Annotated in this window: 14 protein-coding genes; 4 read left to right on the top strand and 10 right to left on the bottom strand. The window is 36.6% G+C overall.

Annotated elements, in window-relative coordinates:
• The first annotated feature begins 12 nt into the window (after nucleotides 1-12).
• A complete protein-coding gene (gene mgtE / locus BM207_RS18640) occupies nucleotides 13-1,362 on the top strand; it encodes a magnesium transporter (protein WP_090998135.1) in 1,350 nt (449 codons plus the stop codon).
• A 28-nt stretch (nucleotides 1,363-1,390) separates the two neighbouring features.
• A complete protein-coding gene (gene bioB / locus BM207_RS18635) occupies nucleotides 1,391-2,392 on the top strand; it encodes a biotin synthase BioB (protein ID WP_090998133.1) in 1,002 nt (333 codons plus the stop codon).
• A gap of 46 nt (nucleotides 2,393-2,438) precedes the next feature.
• Here bioB and BM207_RS18630 read toward each other — a convergent pair whose 3' ends face one another.
• Together BM207_RS18630 and BM207_RS18625 are read right to left on the bottom strand one after the other, a co-directional pair.
• The gene (locus tag BM207_RS18630; RefSeq protein ID WP_090998130.1) at nucleotides 2,439-2,849 is read right to left on the bottom strand and encodes an organic hydroperoxide resistance protein; all 411 of its coding nucleotides are present in this window, start codon (nucleotides 2,847-2,849) and stop codon (nucleotides 2,439-2,441) included.
• 36 nt (nucleotides 2,850-2,885) lie between these two features.
• Entirely contained in the window at nucleotides 2,886-5,060 is a 2,175-nt protein-coding gene (locus tag BM207_RS18625) for an FUSC family protein (protein WP_245768169.1), read from the bottom strand.
• Nucleotides 5,061-5,848: 788 nt separating this feature from the next.
• On the opposite strand from BM207_RS18625, the gene BM207_RS18620 reads away from it, so the two are divergent.
• Entirely contained in the window at nucleotides 5,849-7,183 is a 1,335-nt protein-coding gene (locus BM207_RS18620) for a PhoH family protein (protein WP_090998124.1), read from the top strand.
• On the opposite strand, the gene BM207_RS18615 is transcribed toward BM207_RS18620, so the two are convergent.
• The 8 genes from BM207_RS18615 to BM207_RS18580 form a co-directional block, all read right to left on the bottom strand.
• Nucleotides 7,184-8,398 carry a TCR/Tet family MFS transporter gene (locus BM207_RS18615; protein WP_090998122.1) on the bottom strand — a complete coding sequence of 405 codons (1,215 nt, stop codon included), beginning with the start codon at nucleotides 8,396-8,398 and terminating at the stop codon, nucleotides 7,184-7,186.
• Between the two features lie 138 nt (nucleotides 8,399-8,536).
• Nucleotides 8,537-9,676, bottom strand: coding sequence for a tetratricopeptide repeat protein (locus BM207_RS18610; protein ID WP_090998119.1), 1,140 nt, complete (start codon nucleotides 9,674-9,676; stop codon nucleotides 8,537-8,539).
• Between the two features lie 110 nt (nucleotides 9,677-9,786).
• Nucleotides 9,787-10,923, bottom strand: coding sequence for a tetratricopeptide repeat protein (locus BM207_RS18605; protein ID WP_090998116.1), 1,137 nt, complete (start codon nucleotides 10,921-10,923; stop codon nucleotides 9,787-9,789).
• A gap of 31 nt (nucleotides 10,924-10,954) precedes the next feature.
• Nucleotides 10,955-13,504, bottom strand: coding sequence for a DNA gyrase subunit A (gene gyrA / locus BM207_RS18600; RefSeq protein ID WP_090998113.1), 2,550 nt, complete (start codon nucleotides 13,502-13,504; stop codon nucleotides 10,955-10,957).
• Between the two features lie 179 nt (nucleotides 13,505-13,683).
• Entirely contained in the window at nucleotides 13,684-16,677 is a 2,994-nt protein-coding gene (dnaE, locus tag BM207_RS18595; protein ID WP_090998110.1) for a DNA polymerase III subunit alpha, read from the bottom strand.
• A 6-nt stretch (nucleotides 16,678-16,683) separates the two neighbouring features.
• On the bottom strand, nucleotides 16,684-17,850 hold the full coding sequence (dinB, locus tag BM207_RS18590; RefSeq protein WP_090998107.1) for a DNA polymerase IV: 1,167 nt from the start codon (nucleotides 17,848-17,850) through the stop codon (nucleotides 16,684-16,686).
• 105 nt (nucleotides 17,851-17,955) lie between these two features.
• Nucleotides 17,956-18,723 (bottom strand): M90 family metallopeptidase, encoded by a 768-nt coding sequence (locus tag BM207_RS18585; RefSeq protein WP_090998105.1) that lies wholly within the window; start codon nucleotides 18,721-18,723, stop codon nucleotides 17,956-17,958.
• Nucleotides 18,724-18,787: 64 nt separating this feature from the next.
• On the bottom strand, nucleotides 18,788-19,306 hold the full coding sequence (locus BM207_RS18580) for a glutathione peroxidase (RefSeq protein ID WP_090998103.1): 519 nt from the start codon (nucleotides 19,304-19,306) through the stop codon (nucleotides 18,788-18,790).
• Between the two features lie 239 nt (nucleotides 19,307-19,545).
• Between BM207_RS18580 and topA the strand changes: the two genes are divergently transcribed.
• On the top strand, nucleotides 19,546-22,098 hold the full coding sequence (gene topA / locus BM207_RS18575) for a type I DNA topoisomerase (RefSeq protein ID WP_090998101.1): 2,553 nt from the start codon (nucleotides 19,546-19,548) through the stop codon (nucleotides 22,096-22,098).
• The last annotated feature ends 5 nt before the right edge of the window (nucleotides 22,099-22,103 follow it).

Here is a 22,103-nt window from a genome sequence, read left to right as displayed (position 1 = left end):
TCTTAGCGGCGTATGCAGTCATTTGATTTAGACAAAACAGATGTTTCCAAATTAAAGCAAGCGATAAGTGGTGACAACGATCAACTTAAAGCGACGCTAGAGGAATATCACGCGTCTGAAATCGCTATTTTGTTTGAAAGCATTAGCAAAGATGATCAAGAAAGAATCATTAATCTACTAGATGTAGAGATTGCTTCGGAAGTAATTTCTGAAATGCATGAAGAGGCTCATCCGGAAGAGTTGTTACTTCAGTTACATCCCAATAAACGAACAGAAATTTTAGAGGAGCTCGATTATGATGATGCTACCGACATTATTTCACAATTAGAAGAACACGAGCAGCAAGAAATTCTAGAGGATTTGAGCGAAGACGACGCATCAAATATTAGGAATTTGATGAGCTATGATGAGGAAACAGCTGGAGGTTTGATGAACACTGAGTTCATCAAAATTAATCTTAACCTCACTAAAAAGGACGCAATTGACGAAATCATCCGCCAGAGCGAAGAAATTGAAGAGTTTTATACCGTTTTTGTAGTTGATGAGGAAAACACATTTAAGGGTATAGTATCTTTAAAAGATATTATCAAAGCGAAAGGCAATGTGAAAATTACCGAAATGGTAAAATCTGATGTGGTGTATGTAAAGCCTGAAACCGATCAGGAAGAAGTGGCAAAGCTAATTTCGCAATATAACTTAACCAGTATTCCGGTTGTTGACGCAACAATGAAACTATTAGGTCGCGTGACCTTCGATGACGTAATAGACGTATTAGAGGATGAAAACACAGAAGATATTTTAAAGATTTCGGGGGTTTCGGAAGATGAAGAATTAAGCGGTAATTGGGTTGAGGCAGTAAAATCGCGTTTACCCTGGTTAATTATCAATCTCGGCACAGCTTTTTTAGCATCGGCTGTTGTAAGGCATTATGAAAGCACCTTAGCGCATTTGGCCGTATTATCGGCTTATATGACCATTATTGCGGGAATGGGAGGAAATGCCGCTACGCAGGCGCTTGCGGTAACCGTGAGACGTATTTCATTATATGACTTAACGGACAATCAAGCTTACAGAACTGTTTTAAAAGAATTTACGGTAGGATTAATTAATGGTGCAATAACAGGTTTAATTGTTTTTGCTTTCGCCTACTTTTTTGATTCCAATCCAATGTTAGGCTTGGTTATCTTTATGGCGATGACGGGAAACTTAATTGTTGCAGGTTTTACGGGTGCAGGAATTCCATTAATTTTAAAAAGGGTAGGGATCGATCCTGCAATTGCTTCTTCCATTATTATCACCACATTTACCGATGTTTTCGGATTTTTACTTTTATTAGGATTAGCAAGTAAATTACTGCTATAATTAGAATTTATAACGTATAACTTAAAATATGCAAGTATTAAAACACGATTGGACAAAAGAAGAAATAGCGGCAATTTACCATAAACCATTTTTAGACCTGGTATATGAAGCAGCAAGCATTCATCGTGCGCAAAAAGACTACAATGAAGTGCAAATTAGTTCATTAATATCTATTAAAACTGGAGGTTGTGCAGAAGATTGTTCTTATTGTCCGCAAGCAGCCCGGTACCATACTGATTTAGAGGTGCAGCCATTAATGCAATTAGGGCAGGTAGTAAGTGCTGCAGTAAAAGCTAAAGAGGGAGGGGCATCGCGCCTGTGTATGGGCGCCGCCTGGCGGGAAGTAAGAGATAACCGGGATTTTGATCGGGTAATTGAAATGGTTAAAGCTGTTAACCAGATGGATATGGAGGTTTGCTGTACCCTGGGCATGCTCACAGAAAGTCAGGCTCAGCGTCTTGCTGATGCTGGTTTATATGCTTATAACCACAACATAGATACTTCTGAGGATGACTATAAACGAATAATTTCTACCCGGACTTATGATGATCGGTTAAGTACCATTAAAAATGTTCGCAAAGCAAAATTAACTGTATGTAGTGGGGGAATTATCGGATTAGGTGAAACGCCTGAAGATAGGATTGCGATGTTGCAAACATTGGCAAATATGGAGAAACATCCGGAATCAGTGCCGGTTAATGCATTGGTTCCAGTTAAAGGTACTCCCTTAGAAAATCAGCCGCGCGTTCCCATTTGGGATATGGTAAGGATGATTGCTACTGCAAGAATCGTGATGCCAAATTCTGTTGTCCGCCTAAGCGCTGGTAGAAATGAAATGAGTACCTTAGAGCAGGCTTTTTGCTTTATGGCAGGGGCGAGCTCCATTTTTGCTGGCGATAAATTGTTAACGACACCAAATCCGTCATTTATTGACGATATGGCCATGTTTGAGCTTTTAGGACTAAAAACCCGAGAGGCTTTTAAAAATGGTAGACCAGAAAATACGCTGAAAGAAGAGGTTATTATATAAGGTAACAAGAAAGGTTGGAAAATTAAAACTTCCAACCTTTTATTATTTAGACTGCAGTTACCCTCACTTCAATATTGCCTCTAGTTGCCTTAGAGTAAGGACAGGTTTTATGTGCTTTATCTGCTAGTTGTTGTGCCTCATCATGTGCTAATCCAGGTATGTGAACGTCAAGATCTGCTGAAAGTGCAAACCCATTTCCGTCTTTATTAAAAGACACCTGAACGTTAACATGTGCATCTGTGATATCTATTCCATCGTGTGCGGCAACACTGCCTAAAGCACCAAGATAACAAGCACCCCAAGCAGCTGCAAATAGTTGTTCGGGATTAGTAGCACCCCCTTGACCCTCTAATTCTTTAGGTTTTCTCAATGCTAAATCTAGCATCCCATCACTTGATTTAATGTGACCATCTCTACCACCAATTGCGGTTACAGATGCCGTATATAACTTTTCCATATAATTATAACAAATACAGGGGGGAAGATGTTTGTTTTATACTGTTATCTTCTCAGTTAATTTATAAATGTCATAAGCAACTTTTTGAATTAATTCAAATTGCTCTGCAATGACCATGTTTTTATCTTCTAAGTTATTTTTAGGCCGGATTAGCGGTACATTGCCCGGTTCTTGCTTTGAGATGCTTAGGTTTATTGCTGATTGCGATAATAGGTAAATGGTATTATTAGATACCGGCTTCAGTTCTTCAAAATTGGAATGCACAAAATCATGTTCCCTGTAAAAAAAAGACAAAGTTGCAATATATGATGAAAGTAAATGATTTAACACGGTAAATTGATGAAGTTCTTTAATATACAATTGCTTACTTTTTGGCTCAGAAAACATCCTCTGAAATAAGGAAGCAAGATTTGCTGTATTTACATAAACTTCTTTCCGGGCAACTTTATACTTTGTTAAGCTTTGATTTTGTTCGTAATATAAAAGCGTGACCTGCTCAAAATAATTCAAATTTGCTTTAATAATGTCTACCATAGCCTCTTTCAATTTCTCATGCTCCCAGTTTGGGAATAGAGAATAACTAGCCATTAGTGCGATACCTGAGCCAATTAAGGTGTCGTAAATCCGCTCTCGGGCAATAGATAGCCCCCCCATACCTAGAAAGTCGAATAACACTAAAATATACGGGGTCATAAATAATACGCTTACGACATAATTTTTACGTTGGAAACTGTAACTGCCGATCATACATATTAACAAAATTACAAATAGCGCATTTTTATCTTTAACATACACCAAAATCCCCATTCCGATAAAGGCACCAATTATGGTTCCAATCAATCTTTGATAATTTCGCTGTTTTGTTAACGTATATCCGGGCTTCGAAATCACCAATATGGTAAGCAATATCCAATAGCTATGCGCGAAATCTAGACTCTTGGCTACCAGGAAGCCAATTAACATTACAATTGCAACGCGTAATGAATGCCTGAAGGTAGAAGAACCGAAACTTAAATTTTCACGAAATAACTTAACATCGAAGCTCTGTTTGGTTACAAATTTATTGACATCTATATCGTTCTTTTTAAGATTCTTCTTTTCTTTCTCATTAAAATAGCGCTGAATTGTTTTAACCCTACCTAATATATTCTCAATATTAACTTCAATGTTTTTTAGCGCAATTAATCCTTGAGTATTGTAATCGTTGTGTTGTTTATTATTTTCTAAGGCTAAGATCTCTTCTTTTAATTTCTCTATATCTTCAGCTAAACCGCTCGACAAATTGGGTTTACCCCCAGTTTTTAAAGCAAAAGCAATGTCTTCAAGGGAGTCGGCGATCTTATTAATTACTTCTTCATAATGGAACAAAATCCCAACTTCATCAAATTGCTGATGAAGTTTCTGGTAATTATAATAAGTCGACATGATTTGCTCAAACAGATCTACCATATCCACAAAAACCAAAAGTAAAAATCGTCCCTGAGGTGTAGAATCACGGACTATTTCTCTGGTCTTGAATAAAACTTCTCTAACCTCATCTTGCTTTTCATGAACCACGACCTGCAATTGGAGCAATGCGGCATAGTTTTTCTCGTAATCAATGCCTTCTTGATAAAACTTTGCCTTTGCTCTTAGAAAATTACTTACTTCATGAATAGAATCACTTAATATCTGCTGTACCAATCGGTAAGGTCTTATCCTATAAATAAAATAGCTAAGTAAAGTATACCACACGCTTCCACACAATATTAAGATGGCGTACCAAATCACTTCTTTCCATGGCCTAACATCATCGATACTAAGCACCATAATGAGTAACACCGAGGTACCGATAGCTGCAGCTCTTGCTCCATATAAAAAAAGCATAGAAAAAATAAAACTACAAACTACCAATAATAAGCCTGTTACGTAAACATTTTTGTTGGTAATGCCTACTAATACAGAAATGATTACGATGAGTACGGTCGTGATTAACATGGCATTTCGCCGATGAACTATCGGGCCAGGGGAATCTACAATACTAATACATAATGCACCAAGAGACAAAGTCATGCCAAACTGTAACATACCAAATTGCGCCATAATTAATGATGGACACAATACACCAAACGTAATTCTTAAGCCATCGGCAAAATATGTGCTTAATAAAAAATCCTGGATATTTCTAATTGGCCTGTTCAGCATATACAAATCTACAATATTGCAGCTCAATTTTTTAGGTAGATTGACAATTGTAACAACCCTAAAGTTAAAATCTAGATGAATTCAATTCTATTTAGTTAGAAAATAAACTGTTTTATGTGTATAAACTACTAAGTGTACAATGTTAACAATAATGATGAATACTGTGTTTTTACTTTGTCTGATTAAGATAAAGAGTAAATTTTATGTGGATAACAATAGTTTTATAGTTTATAACTTGTTAATAAATTAAAGTGAATTTTCTTGCAAAGAATTTATTTTAATGCTATATTAGCTTATATCAATTACGAAGTACTTTGACAGTTTGATAGAGCAATCCAAAACAGAAATGAAGCTGCAAGGCTACAAATTTTTGGGATCGTTCAAGAGTTGTTCAAATCCAAATGTATTGTAAGATGCATAATGGTATTACATTAAGAAGCCGCAAGGCGGATAGGATGTAATAAAAACAAGTAATATAAACTAGATCACTCGCAAGAGCAGAAAGGTTTATAAAGACTATAGGTTGTAAAACCAAAATTTTATTTGTTCACTCAATTAAACATGATTACTAATTGTGGAATTTTACGGAGTAAAGCAAAATAGTAATGATAAGTAAACGAATGTAGCAATCGAAAGAATACTACATGACGAACGGGTCAGGTAAATAGTATTGATGCCTTATTTTAACTACGGTTAAACAAAGGTTAAACGGAGAACCAAATCGAAAGAGGCGGCTCTCCGTTTTTGTTTTATGGCTTTTTTTATTCTCAATTAAACTATAATCTTTAGTTCGTAAATGGTAATTTTATCTTATCATGGTAAAAAAAGATTTTCCAAGTAAAATATTCGTTTTAGATACTTCAGTTGTTCTGTACGATCATGAGGCCATTCATAGTTTTCAGGAACATTATGTTGCCATTCCGGTATTAGTTTTAGAGGAACTTGACAATTTTAAAAGTGGTAATGATACCCGAAATTTTGAAGCACGAAGTTTCATAAGGTTGATTGATATCGCTGCAAAAGACAAATCGATCAATGATTGGTTTTCAATACATAAAAAGAGTTTAGGAAAGATTAAGCTTATATTGAGTGAAGATCCAAAGGGCCTCAATGCTGAGGAGCTTTTTGGAAAAGGAAAGTTTGATCATCGAATTTTGAATTCTGCACTGGTTTTAAAAGAGGAAAATCCTAAAAGCAAGGTTATATTGGTTTCTAAAGATATTTGCTTGCGTTTAAAAGCCAAATCACTAAATCTTCAGGCAGAAGATTACGAAACTGGAAAAATTAAAAATGTAGACGAATTATATACCGGAAATACAAATTTAATATGCAACAGTGAGCTTATTGATAGGTTAAGAAAGGAACTTTCAGTAGATTCTAATGAACTGACTTTAACATATACAGATCGGAACCATTTTTATAAATTTAAACAAAAGAACAAAAGTGAAATAGCCTTTTTTGATATCACTAATAAAAGGCTTAGAAAAGTAAATCAAGAATCAGTATTTAATATCAAGCCCAAAAATGCAGAACAAGCATTTGCGATCGATGCCTTGCTTAATCCTGCAATTAAACTAGTTACCATACAGGGAAATGCAGGCACGGGAAAAACATTACTTGCACTTGCAAGTGCGCTGGAACAACGCAAATATTTTAGACAGATTTATATTACCCGTCCGATAGTTCCATTGAGCAATAAAGATATTGGCTTTTTACCAGGAGATGTAAAGGCAAAAGTAGATCCATACATGGCGCCAATTTGGGATAATCTGAAGTTCATCAAAGAGCAGTTTGCGCATGATGAAAAAATGTTATTCAAGATTGATGAACTAATTAGAACTGAAAAAATAGCCATTGCACCATTAGCATTTATTAGAGGAAGAACAATTACAAAAATATTTTTTATTGTAGATGAGGCCCAGAATTTGACTCCACACGAGATAAAAACGATCATTTCAAGAGCAGGAGAACATACTAAAATTGTTTTTACAGGCGATATTTATCAGATAGATACGCCATATCTGGACTCAGAGAGCAACGGTTTATCTTATTTAATTGAAAATGCTAAGCATCATCCATTGTATGCCCATATTACACTTAAGAAAGGGGAGAGGAGTGAATTGGCTAATCTGGCGACAGAATTACTATAATTAAGAATGATATTTTCTTAATGAACGATTGCAGATCAAGATCGCAAAAAACGTTAGCACTGCAGCCATCATAAAAGGAGCTCCTGCAAAATGGATGGGAGCATCCTTTGCCGTAAAATAAAAGAATAAGTTGGTCATCAGTAATGGTCCGAAAATACTAGCTAAACTCATTAATCCAGTCATAATTCCCTGTATTTCTCCTTGTTCATTAGCAGGAATTTGTTTGGAAATAATCCCCTGTATAGCTGGACCAGTAACTCCTGCCAATGCATATGGAACCATAAAGGCAAACATCATCCAACCTTCTGTGGCAAGTGAAAAAGCTGCAAAACCAATCATATAAAGAACTAAACCAAGTTGAATTGCTCGTTTATTTCCGAGTTTTGGTATAATAATCCGAATTAATCCACCTTGGACAATGGCAACGGTAACTCCAACAAAACCTAATGAATAGCCCACCCAGGCTGCATTCCAGTTAAATTTTTCTATCGTATAATAGGACCAAATAGACTGTGTAGCCTGGGCAGCAAGATAAAGAATTAATAAAGAGCCCAGCAAACCCAATAACGCTGGATACTTTCTAATTTGCTTAAGCGCACCAACGGGATTTGCTCGTCTCCAATCAAAACTACGTCTGTTCTCCTGTTTTAAAGATTCAGGGAGAATAAAGTAACCGTATAACCAATTTACAAGAGATAATCCAGCAGCAATCATAAAAGGTACATGTATGCCATATTGGGCAAATATACCTCCAATTACAGGTCCAACTATAAAACCTAGACCAAATGCAGCACCTATCAACCCGAAATTCTGGGCGCGTTTGTCTGGCTCGCTCACGTCGGCTATATACGCTGAGGCTGTTGTAATACTCGCTCCACAGATCCCTGCGAAAATTCTTCCAACAAAAAGCCAAATTATTGTGGGCGCAAAGGCAAGAAAAAGATAATCGACACCTAATCCAAATAAAGAAATTAACAAGATTGGGCGCCGGCCAAACTTATCGCTTAAAGAACCCAGAATTGGAGAAGACACAAATTGCATGATTGAATAAGCAACCAATAGTAAGCCACCATATCTGGAGGCTTCACTTATATCACCGCCAGTTAACTCTTTAATCAAATCCGGCATAATTGGAATTATTATTCCGAAACCAATGCAGTCTATCAAAATAGTAACAAGAATAAAAAGTACACCAGATTTCTTTTGGTTCGACATAATTGATTAAAGTTTTAAGCGCTGCAAAGCTAAATTAATTTTGGCTATATTAATAAGAATACTTAAATGTTACAACGGCACATAATTAATATTATGTTAAGTTTATACCATTAGAATACTCCTCTCTCTAATTTGGCTTTAAAATTCGTTAAGTTTTCTTTTTAGCTCTTGCACTTTGTCTAGTCTACTTTTTCTTGTGTAGATTTCGGTTAAAAGTTGAATGGTATTAAGATCGTTGATATTAATTTCATGCGCACGCAGTAACGTGAATTCTGCTCTATTAATAAAACTGGTGTATTTTTGTTTATTTTTTTGTTTTATTGCATCATTGGCATTGTTTATATAAACTAAGGCTAACTGATATAATGCGTCGAAATAGTTTTGATCTAATGTTAACGCTCGTTTATATGATTCCTCTGCAATACTGTAGTTCTTTACTTTAGACTGTTGTAGATACCCAAATAAAAAATAAAGTAATTTACTATTGCGACTTTCTGTGCCCAGTAAATTTTCAATAGCTTTATTTGCCTTATCGTATTTTTCGTTATCTAACAATATGTTAATATAATCATTCGTTAAAAACAAATGATAAGGATTGAGTTTCAAACCATCTTCTAATGATTTGATAGCAAGTTCTTGTTCAAACCTCGATGCATACAAACTTGCAATGGTTTGATGAACTACGGCATCTTTAACCCCATTCTCTTTAGCTCGCAAAAAATAAGTTAAAGCTTCATCATATGCCTGAATTTTTTGGGCGCAAAGTGCAACGTTTACAGCTAACGTTGTATCTTTTGGAAAATAATCACTTACGTCTTTTAAGATACTAAAGGCAGCTAAAAAATCACTTTGATTAAATGCTTTATTTCCCTCTGTTAGCTTCTTAACGTTGATATTATAGGTAGCGGCGTTAATTAACTCTGAATTAGCCTGAAATTTATCCAAAATTTTCGCAGTATCTAAAGATCTAATGGCAAAATCTAAGTATTTATTACTGTTTCCCTCGTTTTCATCAATAACTGCAACGTACGAGCTTAAATAAGATTTAATTGCCCATGTCTCTGGCCAATTTTTTGTTTTTTTATCCTTAAGCGCAGCATCTATTGCTTTAACACCCTCTCCTATAATACTCAGCTGTTTCTTAGTGTCTTCTTTCTTTGAAATACTTTCCTGAAGTTTACCAACGCTATTTTGGGCTAATACAACCTGAGTTTTTTGCGCATTAACATGTGCAGCAAATATGAAAAAAAGAATGAGTGTGGACAAAAATCGGTTCATTATTTCTATTAAAGTATAAGGGGAAAATAATAAAAAGAAAAACACTTTGATAATCTCGGTGGATTGTCAAAGTGTTCTTTCTTTCACGCTAATACATGAAGTAATAATTATTAGTTCTGCGGAAGTGCGTCTAATTTTTTCTTTACATCATTAAAATTCTCTGTATCATTTTTAAACCCATAAATTTGTTTTAAAGTTTCCAAAGCTGGAACGAATTTCGGATCAAGTTCGATTGACTTTTTATAATAAGGTAAAGCCTGATCAATTAAAGCAACCATTTTGGCGGTAATTGCATCGAATTCTTTGACTTTTTTCGAATCAATCTTATTTCGTTGCTCTTGCATCTGAAGAGCTTGTTTATAATACGTTTCACCCATTAAGTATTGATAAACTGGCTTACTTGAGTCTTTAGCGATCAATTTAGTTAACGAGGCTTGAGATTTAACCACATCTCCAGTAGCAATATAAAGATCAGTTTGTGTACCAATTAAATCTGAATCATCAGGGAATTTAGCAATTGCTTCATCTAATAAGGCTATAGCTGTAGTAGTATCTTTAAGTTTTTCTATCGTGATATTAATGATTTGACTATAAAGGTTCTTTGCGTCTGGACTATTTAAGCTGATCACTTTCTTGAAATTCTGAATCGCTTCAGGATACTTTCCAAGAAGATTAGCTGCTACTCCAGCATTTAAAAACCAAGAAGGATCAGTTGGGTTTTTAGCAGCGATTTGACTAAAATAATCTAATGCTGTTGCATAATCTTTTTTATTGTATGCCATAATTCCTCTTGCAGATAATGCAACTTGGATATTGGATTCAGCCTGCGCAACAAAGTCTTTTTGATCATTCTTTGTGTCAAGAGATTTAGTTTTAGCAATTGCTTCCTCGGCAGCCTTTTGATTTTTTATCGAATTTTCAATATTAAGAGTATCAACTGCTGCAAGGGTAGAATGAAATAATGCTTTATACACCCATGTTTCAGGTAAATCCTTTGTCTTGTCATGAGCAGTTGCTTTATCAATATGAGAAAGTCCCTCATTTAACTTTGCAATTTGTCTATCAACGAAAGTTCCAGCTTTAGCATCAGCCGCCGGAGCTTTTGCTCCCTCCTTTTTAGCAGGATCTACTGACATCGTTAATTCAAATATTCCCCATATTTTCTTTGCCTCAGCTAGTTCAGCCTTCTGTGCATTAGCGTAGGATGAGATTCCTACAAATAACATGCTAAAAAATATCTTTTTCATCTGTTTTACAATTCTTTTGTTCTAAATTAATTTATATATCTTCTTTTTTTTGCTCAGTATCGGTATTGGTATCTTCCTCAGATGCCTCAGGAACCTCTCCTTCTGTTGCCTCTTCTATTTCCTCATCTTCATGTTCAATTTTTGCAACTGAAGCAATCTCATCATTGCCTTTCAAAGTAATTAAACGAACACCTTGGGTTGCTCTACCCATTACCCTTAATTCACTAACCACAATCCTAATTACAATACCCGATTTATTGATAATCATCAAATCATCTGCATCCGTTACATTTTTTATAGCAACTAACGCGCCAGTTTTGTCGGTTACATTAATCGTCTTAACACCTTTTCCACCTCTATTTGTAACGCGATAATCATCAATATCAGTACGTTTGCCATAACCTTTTTCAGATACAACCAATACAGTCGCTGATGGATCATCAATTGCAATCATACCTACAACCTCGTCTTTATCATGGGCTAAAGTAACACCTCTAACGCCTGTTGCAGTTCTGCCCATAGGTCGAACTGTACTTTCATTGAAACGAATCGCCCTGCCAGAACGTAAGGCCATCACAATTTCACTGCTTCCGGTTGTTAAGCTTGCTTCCAACAGTTGATCGCCATCATTGATATTAATTGCATTAATACCATTCACACGCGGACGGGAATATGCCTCTAACGATGTCTTTTTAATGGTACCTTTTTTAGTACACATGATGATGAAGTTGTTCTCTAAGTAATCTTGATCTTTAAGATTTTTCACCTTAATATAAGCTTTTACTTTCTCCTCTTTTGGTATATTGATGATATTTTGTAAAGCTCTTCCTTTACTTAATCTACTGCCTTCAGGAATTTCATAAACCCTTAACCAGAAGCAACGTCCCGCTTCCGTAAAGAATAACATATAATTATGATTGGAAGCGATTAGCAAATGTTCAATAAAGTCCTCATTTCTAGAATCACTTCCTTTCGAGCCTTTTCCACCCCTTCCCTGTGTACGATATTCTGAAGCAGGAGTACGTTTGATATAACCTTCATGCGAAATAGTAATCACAACCTCTTCATCTTCGATAAAATCTTCCATGCTCATATCTTCTGCTGAATGGACAATGGTCGTTCTACGTTCATCACCATATTTATCAATCATTTCTGCTAGTTCGTCCTTGATAATTTGCATACGCAAAGATTCATCTGCTAAAATAGATTTTAAATATTCAATGGTTTTCATGAGTTCGGCATACTCATCTTTAATCTTATCACGTTCTAAACCTGTTAACCTGCGTAGTGTCATATCCAAGATAGCCCGAGCCTGGATATCACTTAACCCAAATGATTCCATTAAGCCAATTCTTGCTTCTTCAGGTGTATTTGAAGCGCGAATTAGCTTGATTACTTCTTCAATATGATCTAAGGCAATTAATAAACCTTCTAAGATATGCGCTCTCTTTTCAGCTTCAGCAAGTTCAAATTTAGTTCTGCGGACTATTACATCATGCCTATGATCAACAAAATGACGAATTAAGTCCTTTAAGTTTAACATTTCCGGGCGACCATGTACCAAAGCAATGTTATTAACACTGAAGGACGTTTGCAATGCCGTTTGCTTAAATAGATTATTCAGAACAATACTGGCATTCGCATCTCGTTTAATTTCATAAACAATGCGGATTCCATCCTTGTTTGATTCGTCTTTGATATTCGAAATACCTTCCAATTTCTTCTCACCAACCAATTCAGCCGTTCGTTCAATCATTTGGGCTTTATTAACTTGGTAAGGGATTTCCGTTACAATAATGACCTCACGATCCTTAGCAGTCTCAATTTCAGCTTTCGCACGCATCACAATACGCCCTCTACCAGTCTCAAAAGCATCCTGAACCCCTGCATAACCATATATAATAGCTCCTGTTGGAAAATCAGGACCCTTCACATATTTCATTAATTCAGGAATAGTAATCTCGTTATTTTCAATATAAGCAACAGTTGCATTAATAACCTCTGTGATGTTATGTGGCGCCATATTGGTTGCCATACCTACGGCAATACCCGATGATCCATTAATTAGGAGGTTAGGTACTTTAGCTGGCAATACAGTTGGCTCTTGCAATGAGTCATCAAAGTTTAATTGGAAATCTACCGTGTCTTTGTTGATATCAGCCAACATATCTTCGGCTATTTTCTGAAAACGAGCCTCAGTATAACGCATTGCTGCTGGTGAATCACCGTCAATAGAGCCGTAGTTACCTTGCCCCTCAACCATTAAATAACGTAAGCTCCATTCTTGCGCCATACGTACCATAGTCATATACACAGAAGAATCTCCGTGCGGGTGGTACTTTCCCAGCACCTCTCCCACAATACGGGCAGACTTTTTATAGGGTTTTCCGGCACCTAAACCTAAATCTAACATACCGTACAACACACGGCGATGAACTGGTTTTAAACCGTCTCTAACATCGGGTAAAGCTCTACTTACAATAACCGACATCGAATAGTCGATATAAGCAGATTTCATCTGCTCATCTATGTTTATTGAAATAATTTTGTCGTTCTCTTGATTTTCTAAATCTTCTGCCATAAATAATTTGTTCGTTAAAAAACGAATTTACAATTGGTTTACTATAACCTTGCGAATTTAATAAAATAACGGTCAATATGCACCTTTATGTGGAAAAGTTTTACCCTTAAGAAATCCGTAATAGTGAATAGGAAATGGATTCGACCCTTAGCGATATCTTTATTACCATTCCTCCTTTTTTATTTTGTTATTAACACAGGATTATCTATAATCGGTAATTTGGCAAACTTCATCACCTCAATGCTAGGTACCCCAAAATCTAGCACAACTGTACCTAAAATTAAATAACAGCCCTTGCCTCTAAACGGGTAAGCGGGACTTGAAGTTGGAAAGTGTGTGGTGTCAAAAAAATTGCCCTGACTATCGATAAACGTTCCAAACCACATCTTGGTATTTTTTACCGTATTTACAGTTTTATCACAAACAAAATTCCCAAGCATCTTTACAACTTTGCCTTGATATTGTTCTAAATCCTTAGCAAATACATCGCCCCGGTAACTTGTTTTAAGCAGATCGAACATCGTTAAAGTAATGGGAAACCCTAGTAATTCCAATTCTTGGTAAGCATCCTCAATCATGTTGTTTTCCAAATCTGGAAGTACATACTCTTTAGGAGGAAAATGGAATAACATTTTGTCGCTCACTACTTTTGTCTTATTACCCAAGTAATTATGAATCTCCCAAAGCAATTCCTTTTTATCCTTTCCAGTGAACCTTAATGCGCCTACGCGAATAAGAATAACAGCTTGTTCTAAAGCAAGTTGGGTGCGCCTAATTAAATCTTCCAAATCGCGATAGTTACCATTTTCTTTGCGTTCATTTGGAATGATTTCAATTAGGCTATTTTCCAAACCCTGAATACCGATCAGACCCAAATAGACTTCCGTTTTTTTAATATTTACCACACTATCGCTGCGATTTACACAAGGCAAGTGCACCTTCGCTCCAGTTTGCTGCAAAGCATGCACGTACACCCAACGTTGATAGAATCCCCCATAGTTATTCAAAACAGCAACCATAAATTCCATCGGGTAATACGTTTTTAGATATAAGCTCTGATAGCTTTCTACTGCAAAACTAGCCGAATGCGCTTTTGAAAAGCTATAACCTGCGAAACTGGATACTTGTCGCCACACTTCCTTGGTAATCTTTTCATCTCTGCCTTTCTCTTTGGCTTTATCAAAGAATCGAGCTACGAGTTTATCGAACTCAATCTTAGCTCGATATTTACCGCTCATACCCCTACGTAAAATATCGGCATCTGCCATGTCAAGCCCCGCATAATGGTGACAAATCTTAATCACATCTTCCTGATACACCATTACACCAAAAGTTTCTGCTAGCTGTTCCTTCATAACTGGGTGAAGATATTGCACCTTATCCGGGCTATGATAACTCTGGATATACATTTTCATCATCCCTGAACTGGCTACTCCAGGCCTGATGATAGAACTCGCCGCAACAAGGGTTAGGTAATCTTCACAAAGCAATTTCTTAAGTAGCTGACGCATCGCAGGTGATTCAATATAAAAGCATCCAATTGGCGTACCTGCCCTTAATTGAGAATTGAGTTTAGGGTCGGTCTTAAATGACTTAAAATCATGGATATCTACTTTCTCTTTCTTGTTTTTCAACACGAGTTGCACGGCCTCTTTAATATGTCCAATTCCTCGCTGACTAAGAATATCAAATTTATCCAAACCAATTAATTCTGCTTCATACATATCCCATTGTACAGTAGGCATTCCTTTTGGAGGTAAATCCAATGCGGTATAATAGCTTAAGGGCTCTTCACTTATCAATATTCCACCGGCGTGGATGGAACGCTGATTAGGCATTCCTTTCATCCTACTATTAATCTGCAGTAGTTTATTAAAAACATCATTATTCGCATGCAATTGATTTTTAGTAGGATCTGTAAAGCTATCAATCTCACTTTTTGGCAATCCCATTACCTTGCCAATTTCTCTAATAATGGCATTGTCTTTAAATGTACTCATTGTACCTAAAAGCGCAGTATTTGCTCCTTGATAACGTTTAAATATATAGTCCTGGACATCTTCTCGCTCGTCCCAACTAAAATCGAGATCAAAATCTGGAGGAGAGCTTCGCTTGTGATTTAAAAAACGTTCAAAATACAAGTCTAAGTCAATCGGGTCTACATCCGTTATTTTGAGACAGTATGCGACGATGCTATTGGCGCCAGAGCCCCTGCCAACATGATAATAACCTTTGCTCATGGCATAATTTACGATATCCCAGGTAATCAAAAAGTAGGCGCAGAAATTGAGTTCGGCAATTACTTTAAGTTCTTTTTTTATTCTTACAATGGCTTCCTTATTATTTATCCCATAACGATAAGTACTCCCCTCCATTGCTAATTTGGTTAAAAGCGATAAGTCGTCATGTGTACTGCCAGTGAAGGTCTTTTTATTCTTATGGCCAAATGTATAATCATCCATACAGCAGCAACTTAAAAGCCTTTTCGTATTTGCGATCATAAAATTGTATCGTTCAAACCGCTCCTGAATATTGCGCTCAGTAACGAAAACCTCATCGGGCTCGCAATAATCACCTGGCTCCAGCTTTCCTAAAACCGTACTTAAACCAATAGCTCTTAGATATTTATGTAACCTATGCTCAACTCTATTCTTAACTGTTATTGGTTGAAGGATCACCAACTTATCTTCCATCCCCATCAAAGATAAACCAGTGATCTTGTTAACCTCATTAGGCCTAATTCCCAGGTATTCATTGTCTTTTAAACCTGTTCTTTTGGAATAGGGATAAACTATAAAGGCATCGACAAATGGAGGTGCCTCATCAGGCAAAGACATTTGATTAAGATTATGAAAGGTCAAAAACTCATTTAACGCTCTCATGCCCTCTTTATTTTTTGCAATGCCGATGTACAAGAGCTGGTTATTTCTCCTAAACTCTATTCCGATAATTGGCTTAAGGTAATACGCAGGCTTGATGATGTTCCCTGCATCGTCTTGCTCATCCATGCCTTCCTTCCTGCAAAGCCGAATAAACTCCATACATCCTGTGGAATTATTGATATCTGTCAACACCATTTCGTGAATACCCTTCTCCCTTGCCTCTGCTATCAAAGTTTTGATATCCATAGTGCCATAACGCAAGCTGTATTGGGAGTGAATATTGAGAAACATGATTTGCTAGTGACGTAGTTTTGACGGTAGAACGGTGGCTAGTTTAATCGCATCAACGCCATATCTTGAACGCATTTTATCCATACTTTGATAAAGGTTATAAATCTTCTCAGACGGTCCATATAAGCCAACTTGCTCATATCCACAAACCAAATGAGAAAGCTTTACACCCACTAACCGTAAAAGCATCCTCTTTGAATACAATTTATCAAAGAGTTCTTTTGCCTTTAGAATTAAAACGGTATCGAGGGAGGTATATGGAATTTTTGCTTGCTGTGTCACGGTTTCAAAATTGGCATATCTAATAGTTACTGTAATGCAAGCAGTAAGCCTTTGTTTCTGGCGAAGTTCAAAAGCAAGTTTTGTAATCATGTCGGTCAAAATAATTTTCATGCCCGAAATATCCATGCTATCGCTATCGAATGTGGTTTGTTTGCCAATAGACTTTTGTTCGCGGTAAGGAATGACCGGCGAATTGTCTATCCCATTCGCTTTCTGCCAAAGACTTAAACCATTTTGACCTAGTATCTTAAACATTAAATCATGTGGAATTTGAGTTAAAGTATGGATTTTTCTAACACCCATTTCACTTAGCTTAATAAATGTGGCATTCCCTAATCCGGGTATTTTTTTAATAGATAATGGATTTAGAAAAGGCTGGACATTCAATTTAGCCACCTCCTTCTCTCCATTAGGCTTACACTCATTCGTAACCATTTTAGACACCGTTTTATTGATCGACAAACCAAATGAAATCGGTAATCCAATCTCGTTTAAAACGGACTTTCGTAGTTCTTGAGCGAATTTCATGCAGCCAAAAAACTTATCCATCCCGGTCATATCAATATAATGTTCGTCGATGCTCGCCTTTTCAATAACCGGTACCTTCTCTTGGAGTAGCTGTGTGATTTCGTTAGATTTCTTGCTGTAATCTTCCATACTACCCTTTACAAAAACAGCATGCGGACAAAGCTGCCGGGCCATTCTACTTGGCATGGCGGAGTGAATTCCAAATTTACGTGCTTCATAGCTACATGATGCTACCACTCCCCGATCAGACATCCCTCCAATAATTACGGGTTTACCCGCTAACGAAGAATCTTTTAGAATTTCAACGGATACAAAAAATGCATCCTGATCCATATGAATGATATGTTTGTCGACAAGCTCCATTATAAAAACAAATATAATACTAATATTATTAGTATTCTAATTTTCATTAAACTAATTTAATTAGTGAAGCTACTGAAGCGGGGTCTGAAAATACCTAAGCGCTACTTATCGTTCTTGAGCAAAGATCTCACTCAAACGCTCATATAGATCGGGATGTTTATCTTTTAATATCCCTGGTTGTTCGAAAAAATATTCAGAAACAACTGCAAAAAACTCTGCTTCATTGGTAATTGCGTAGGGATTAATATCAGATTTATCTTTTGCAATCATTTCCATCTCTTTATGCATCATCTTTACCCACGGAATTATATATTCATGGGTCAATAAATTCTCGGGAATACCATCTGTGGCGCCGTCAGATAAATCCAATAGGTGAACAAATTCATGAATACCGGTATTTTCTTTTCCTGCACTTTTTGAAAATCCATGCCTCAAAGCAGCTTGGGATAAGATCATTTGTCCGTTCATATATCCTGTGCCCACCATACCCATTATATTTCTTTTACCGCCTTCAAACTGAAAATCCTTATTAAAAGTGTTGGGATATAATAATACGCTGGTTAAATTTTTGTACTCCCAGCTATCAAAACCGAAAATAGGGATAACGGCGCTTGAGGCAATGAGCAATTTATCTAAGGCGGTAATTTCCAGTCCAATGCCTTCAATTTTAACTGCACCGAGAAATGCTATCACTTTTTCTTCAAAAAGCTTTCTTTTATCAGCATCCAGCCGGATGTAGAAATCAACCTGCGTGCCTAATAGTTGTAGCTCTAGCTTGCTTAGAGGACGCTTAACCAATTTCTTTTTCTTGAAAATGAAATATAAAGCGATAGCGAGCGTAGTTGCAAGGATAAGATAGGGCGAAAAATTCATAAACAGAAATCATAAAAAAGTCTCAATACAAACGCATTGAGACTCTTAATAACAATAAGCATGCTTATAAATTCTTCACAATTTCACTGGAAAGGGGCTTAGTTGCCGATCGATAGCGATGTACCAATTCACCTTTCTCGTTGATTAAAAATTTCTCAAAATTCCATTTTATATCTCCTTTAAAATCTGGATTCTCCTCATTTGTTAAATAAGCAAATAAGGGATTGATATCCTGCCCTTTAACACTAACTTTTTCGCTTAAAAGGAAGGTTACTCCAAAATTTTTCTTACAGAAATCCTGAATTTCTGTGTTCGTAGCAAGTTCCTGTCCACCGAAATTCCCAGCAGGAAAACCAATCAGCACTACGTCCTTTCCATATTGTTTGTGTAATTTTTCCAAGTCCTCATATTGCGGGGTGTAACCGCATTTTGAAGCCGTATTTACAATTAGTATCTTCTTGCCTTTAAATTTCGAAAGCTTTACTTCTTTGCCATCAATTGTTTTAATTGTGAAATCGTAAACAGACTTAGGAGGATTCGGAGTAATCCATAAGCTAAGTATTAATAATAGGTTGTTGATCATGTCTTTTGAATTAGTTGTTTTTCAATATACGAAGTTACTTACAAAATGGTTGCCTAAAATAATTATATCGTAAAGAAATTGATATTTTTTAAAAATATCTTAAACAGGTCATATTGAGTGTTTAAGTTATGTATTTGAGCTAATTACGCTGAATAAAGCCAGCTTTTTTAAAAAATAATTACCATATCTATTTTGATTTTAGCGTTATTTATAGTTTTATTTGCAGAAAAACGTTCTGAATGGCTAAAAATTTACTAATTGTCGAATCACCAGCAAAAGCTAAAACCATAGAAGGGTATTTAGGAAAAGATTTTTTGGTTAAATCTAGTTATGGTCACATTCGCGACTTGGTGAAGGGTGACATGGGAATTGACACATCTAATAACTTTAGCCAAACTTATGAAGTACCTGCAGATAAAAAGCAGGTCGTAGCAGAACTTAAGAAACTTGCTAAGGAAGCTGAAATGGTATGGTTAGCATCCGATGAAGACCGCGAAGGAGAAGCTATATCATGGCATTTATATGAAACATTAGGTCTGAAGGAACATAATACGAAAAGGATTGTTTTCCATGAAATAACTAAGCCAGCTATTCTAAAAGCTATTGAAGCCCCCCGAACAATAGATTACAATTTGGTGTATGCCCAACAAGCTCGCAGGGTTTTAGATCGTTTAGTAGGTTTTGAATTATCGCCGGTACTGTGGAAGAAAATTAAACCATCACTATCAGCAGGCCGGGTTCAATCGGTAGCTGTTAGGTTAATTGTAGACCGTGAACGAGAGGTTAATAGATTTAATGCTACTGCTGCATTTAAAGTCACGGCTCAATTTACAACTGATAAAGCAAGAGAAATTGTAAGAGCGGAATTGCCTCAGCGATTTGAAAAGGCAATTGATGCGGAGCAATTCTTACAAGATTGTATCAATGCAAATTTTGCAGTTAGCAGTTTAGAGGTTAAACCCGCAAAGCGGAATCCTGCTGCTCCGTTCACCACTTCTACCTTGCAACAAGAAGCTTCTCGAAAACTGGGGTTTTCAGTAGCAAGAACCATGCAAATTGCCCAGCGTTTATATGAAAGTGGTAAGATAACCTATATGCGTACCGATTCTGTAAATTTATCGGAAACTGCAGTTAGTGCTGCTGCTGCTGAGATTAAATCTGCATGGGGAGATCAATATCACCAACCGAGAGTTTATAAAACCAAGTCTGCAGGCGCTCAAGAAGCTCACGAGGCGATTAGACCTACTTATTTTAGTCAGCACAGCGTAGACGGCGACAATTCAGAAAAGCGTCTTTATGATTTGATCTGGAAACGTGCTATTGCTTCACAAATGAGCGAAGCAGTATTCGAAAAAACGACTGTAGGAATAAATATCAGTACCCGAAATGAAGAATTAATTGCAGAGGGAGAAGTACTTAAATTTGACGGCTTTTTAAAGGTATATCTGGAATCAACAGATGAGGAAGACGACGACAATGAAAACAATAATTTACTGCCGCCACTCACCAAGGGACAGGCATTGTATATAAAGGAATTGGCTGCAACAGAGCGCTTTTCCCGTCCTCCTGCCAGATATACCGAGGCTAGTTTAGTGAAAAAATTAGAGGAACTGGGCATTGGCCGACCTTCTACTTATGCACCCACTATCTCTACGGTTCAAAATCGTGGTTATGTGGTTAAGGAAGATAGAGATGGAAGAAAACGGGATTTTGTGTATATGGTATTAACGAATGGAAATATCGATAAAGTAACCAAATCTGAAATTACAGGCGCTGAGAAGGCAAAGCTATTCCCTACGGATATTGGTGAGGTTGTAAACGACTTTTTAGTTGAACATTTTAAAGGTATTGTTGATTTCAATTTCACAGCTAATGTTGAAAAACAATTTGATGAAATAGCCCAGGGATTAAAAGAGTGGACAAAAATGCTACATTCGTTTTATACACCTTTTCATGGTGAAGTTGAAAATACCCTTGAAAATGCAGACAGAGCAAATGGAGAACGTTTATTGGGTGTAGATCCAACAACCGGCAAAAACGTGTATGCAAAAGTGGGACGTTATGGGCCGCTAGTTCAGATTGGAGAGATAAGCGAAGACGAAACAGCTGAAAAACCTCGTTATGCTAGTTTATCTAAAACTCAATCTGTTGCAACAGTAACTCTTGAGGAGGCCTTAGATCAATTTAAACTTCCATTCCAGTTAGAAGATTATGAGGGCAAGGAAGTTTCTGTTGGTGTTGGCCGTTTTGGCCCTTATGTAAAATGGGGAGATGCGTTTATCTCTATTCCAAAAAATGAAGATCCCCTCACGGTAGATATTCAACGTGCGATCGAGATCATTAGTGAGAAGGTTAGCGCAGACGCTCCTGTAGCCTCTTATGATGGTTTACCAGTTACCAAGGGAACGGGTCGTTTTGGTCCTTTTATTAAATGGAATAACCTGTTTATCAATGTTCCAAAAGCCTTTAACTTCGAGCAGTTAACACACAAAGATATCAACGAGTTAATTGAGAAGAAAATTGAGAAAGAAAACAATCGGTTTATCCAACAGTGGGCTGATGAAAAAATAGCCATAGAAAATGGAAGATGGGGTCCATTTATCCGTTTTGGAAAGGAAATGTTAAAGTTAGGCACTAATGCAAAAACTAAGCAAAAATTTACTGCCGAAGAACTAACTTCCATGTCGCTGGAAGACGTTAAAAAGTTAATTGTGGCTCAAGTGCCTAATGCTTTCGAACCTAAAAAGAAAAAAGCACCCGCCAAGAAAAAAGTCATAGCAAAGAAAAAGTAATTACT

The sequence above is a fragment of the Pedobacter insulae genome, assembly GCF_900113525.1.
GTDB lineage: Bacteria > Bacteroidota > Bacteroidia > Sphingobacteriales > Sphingobacteriaceae > Pedobacter > Pedobacter insulae.
This window is presented reverse-complemented; position numbering and strand designations above follow the sequence as displayed.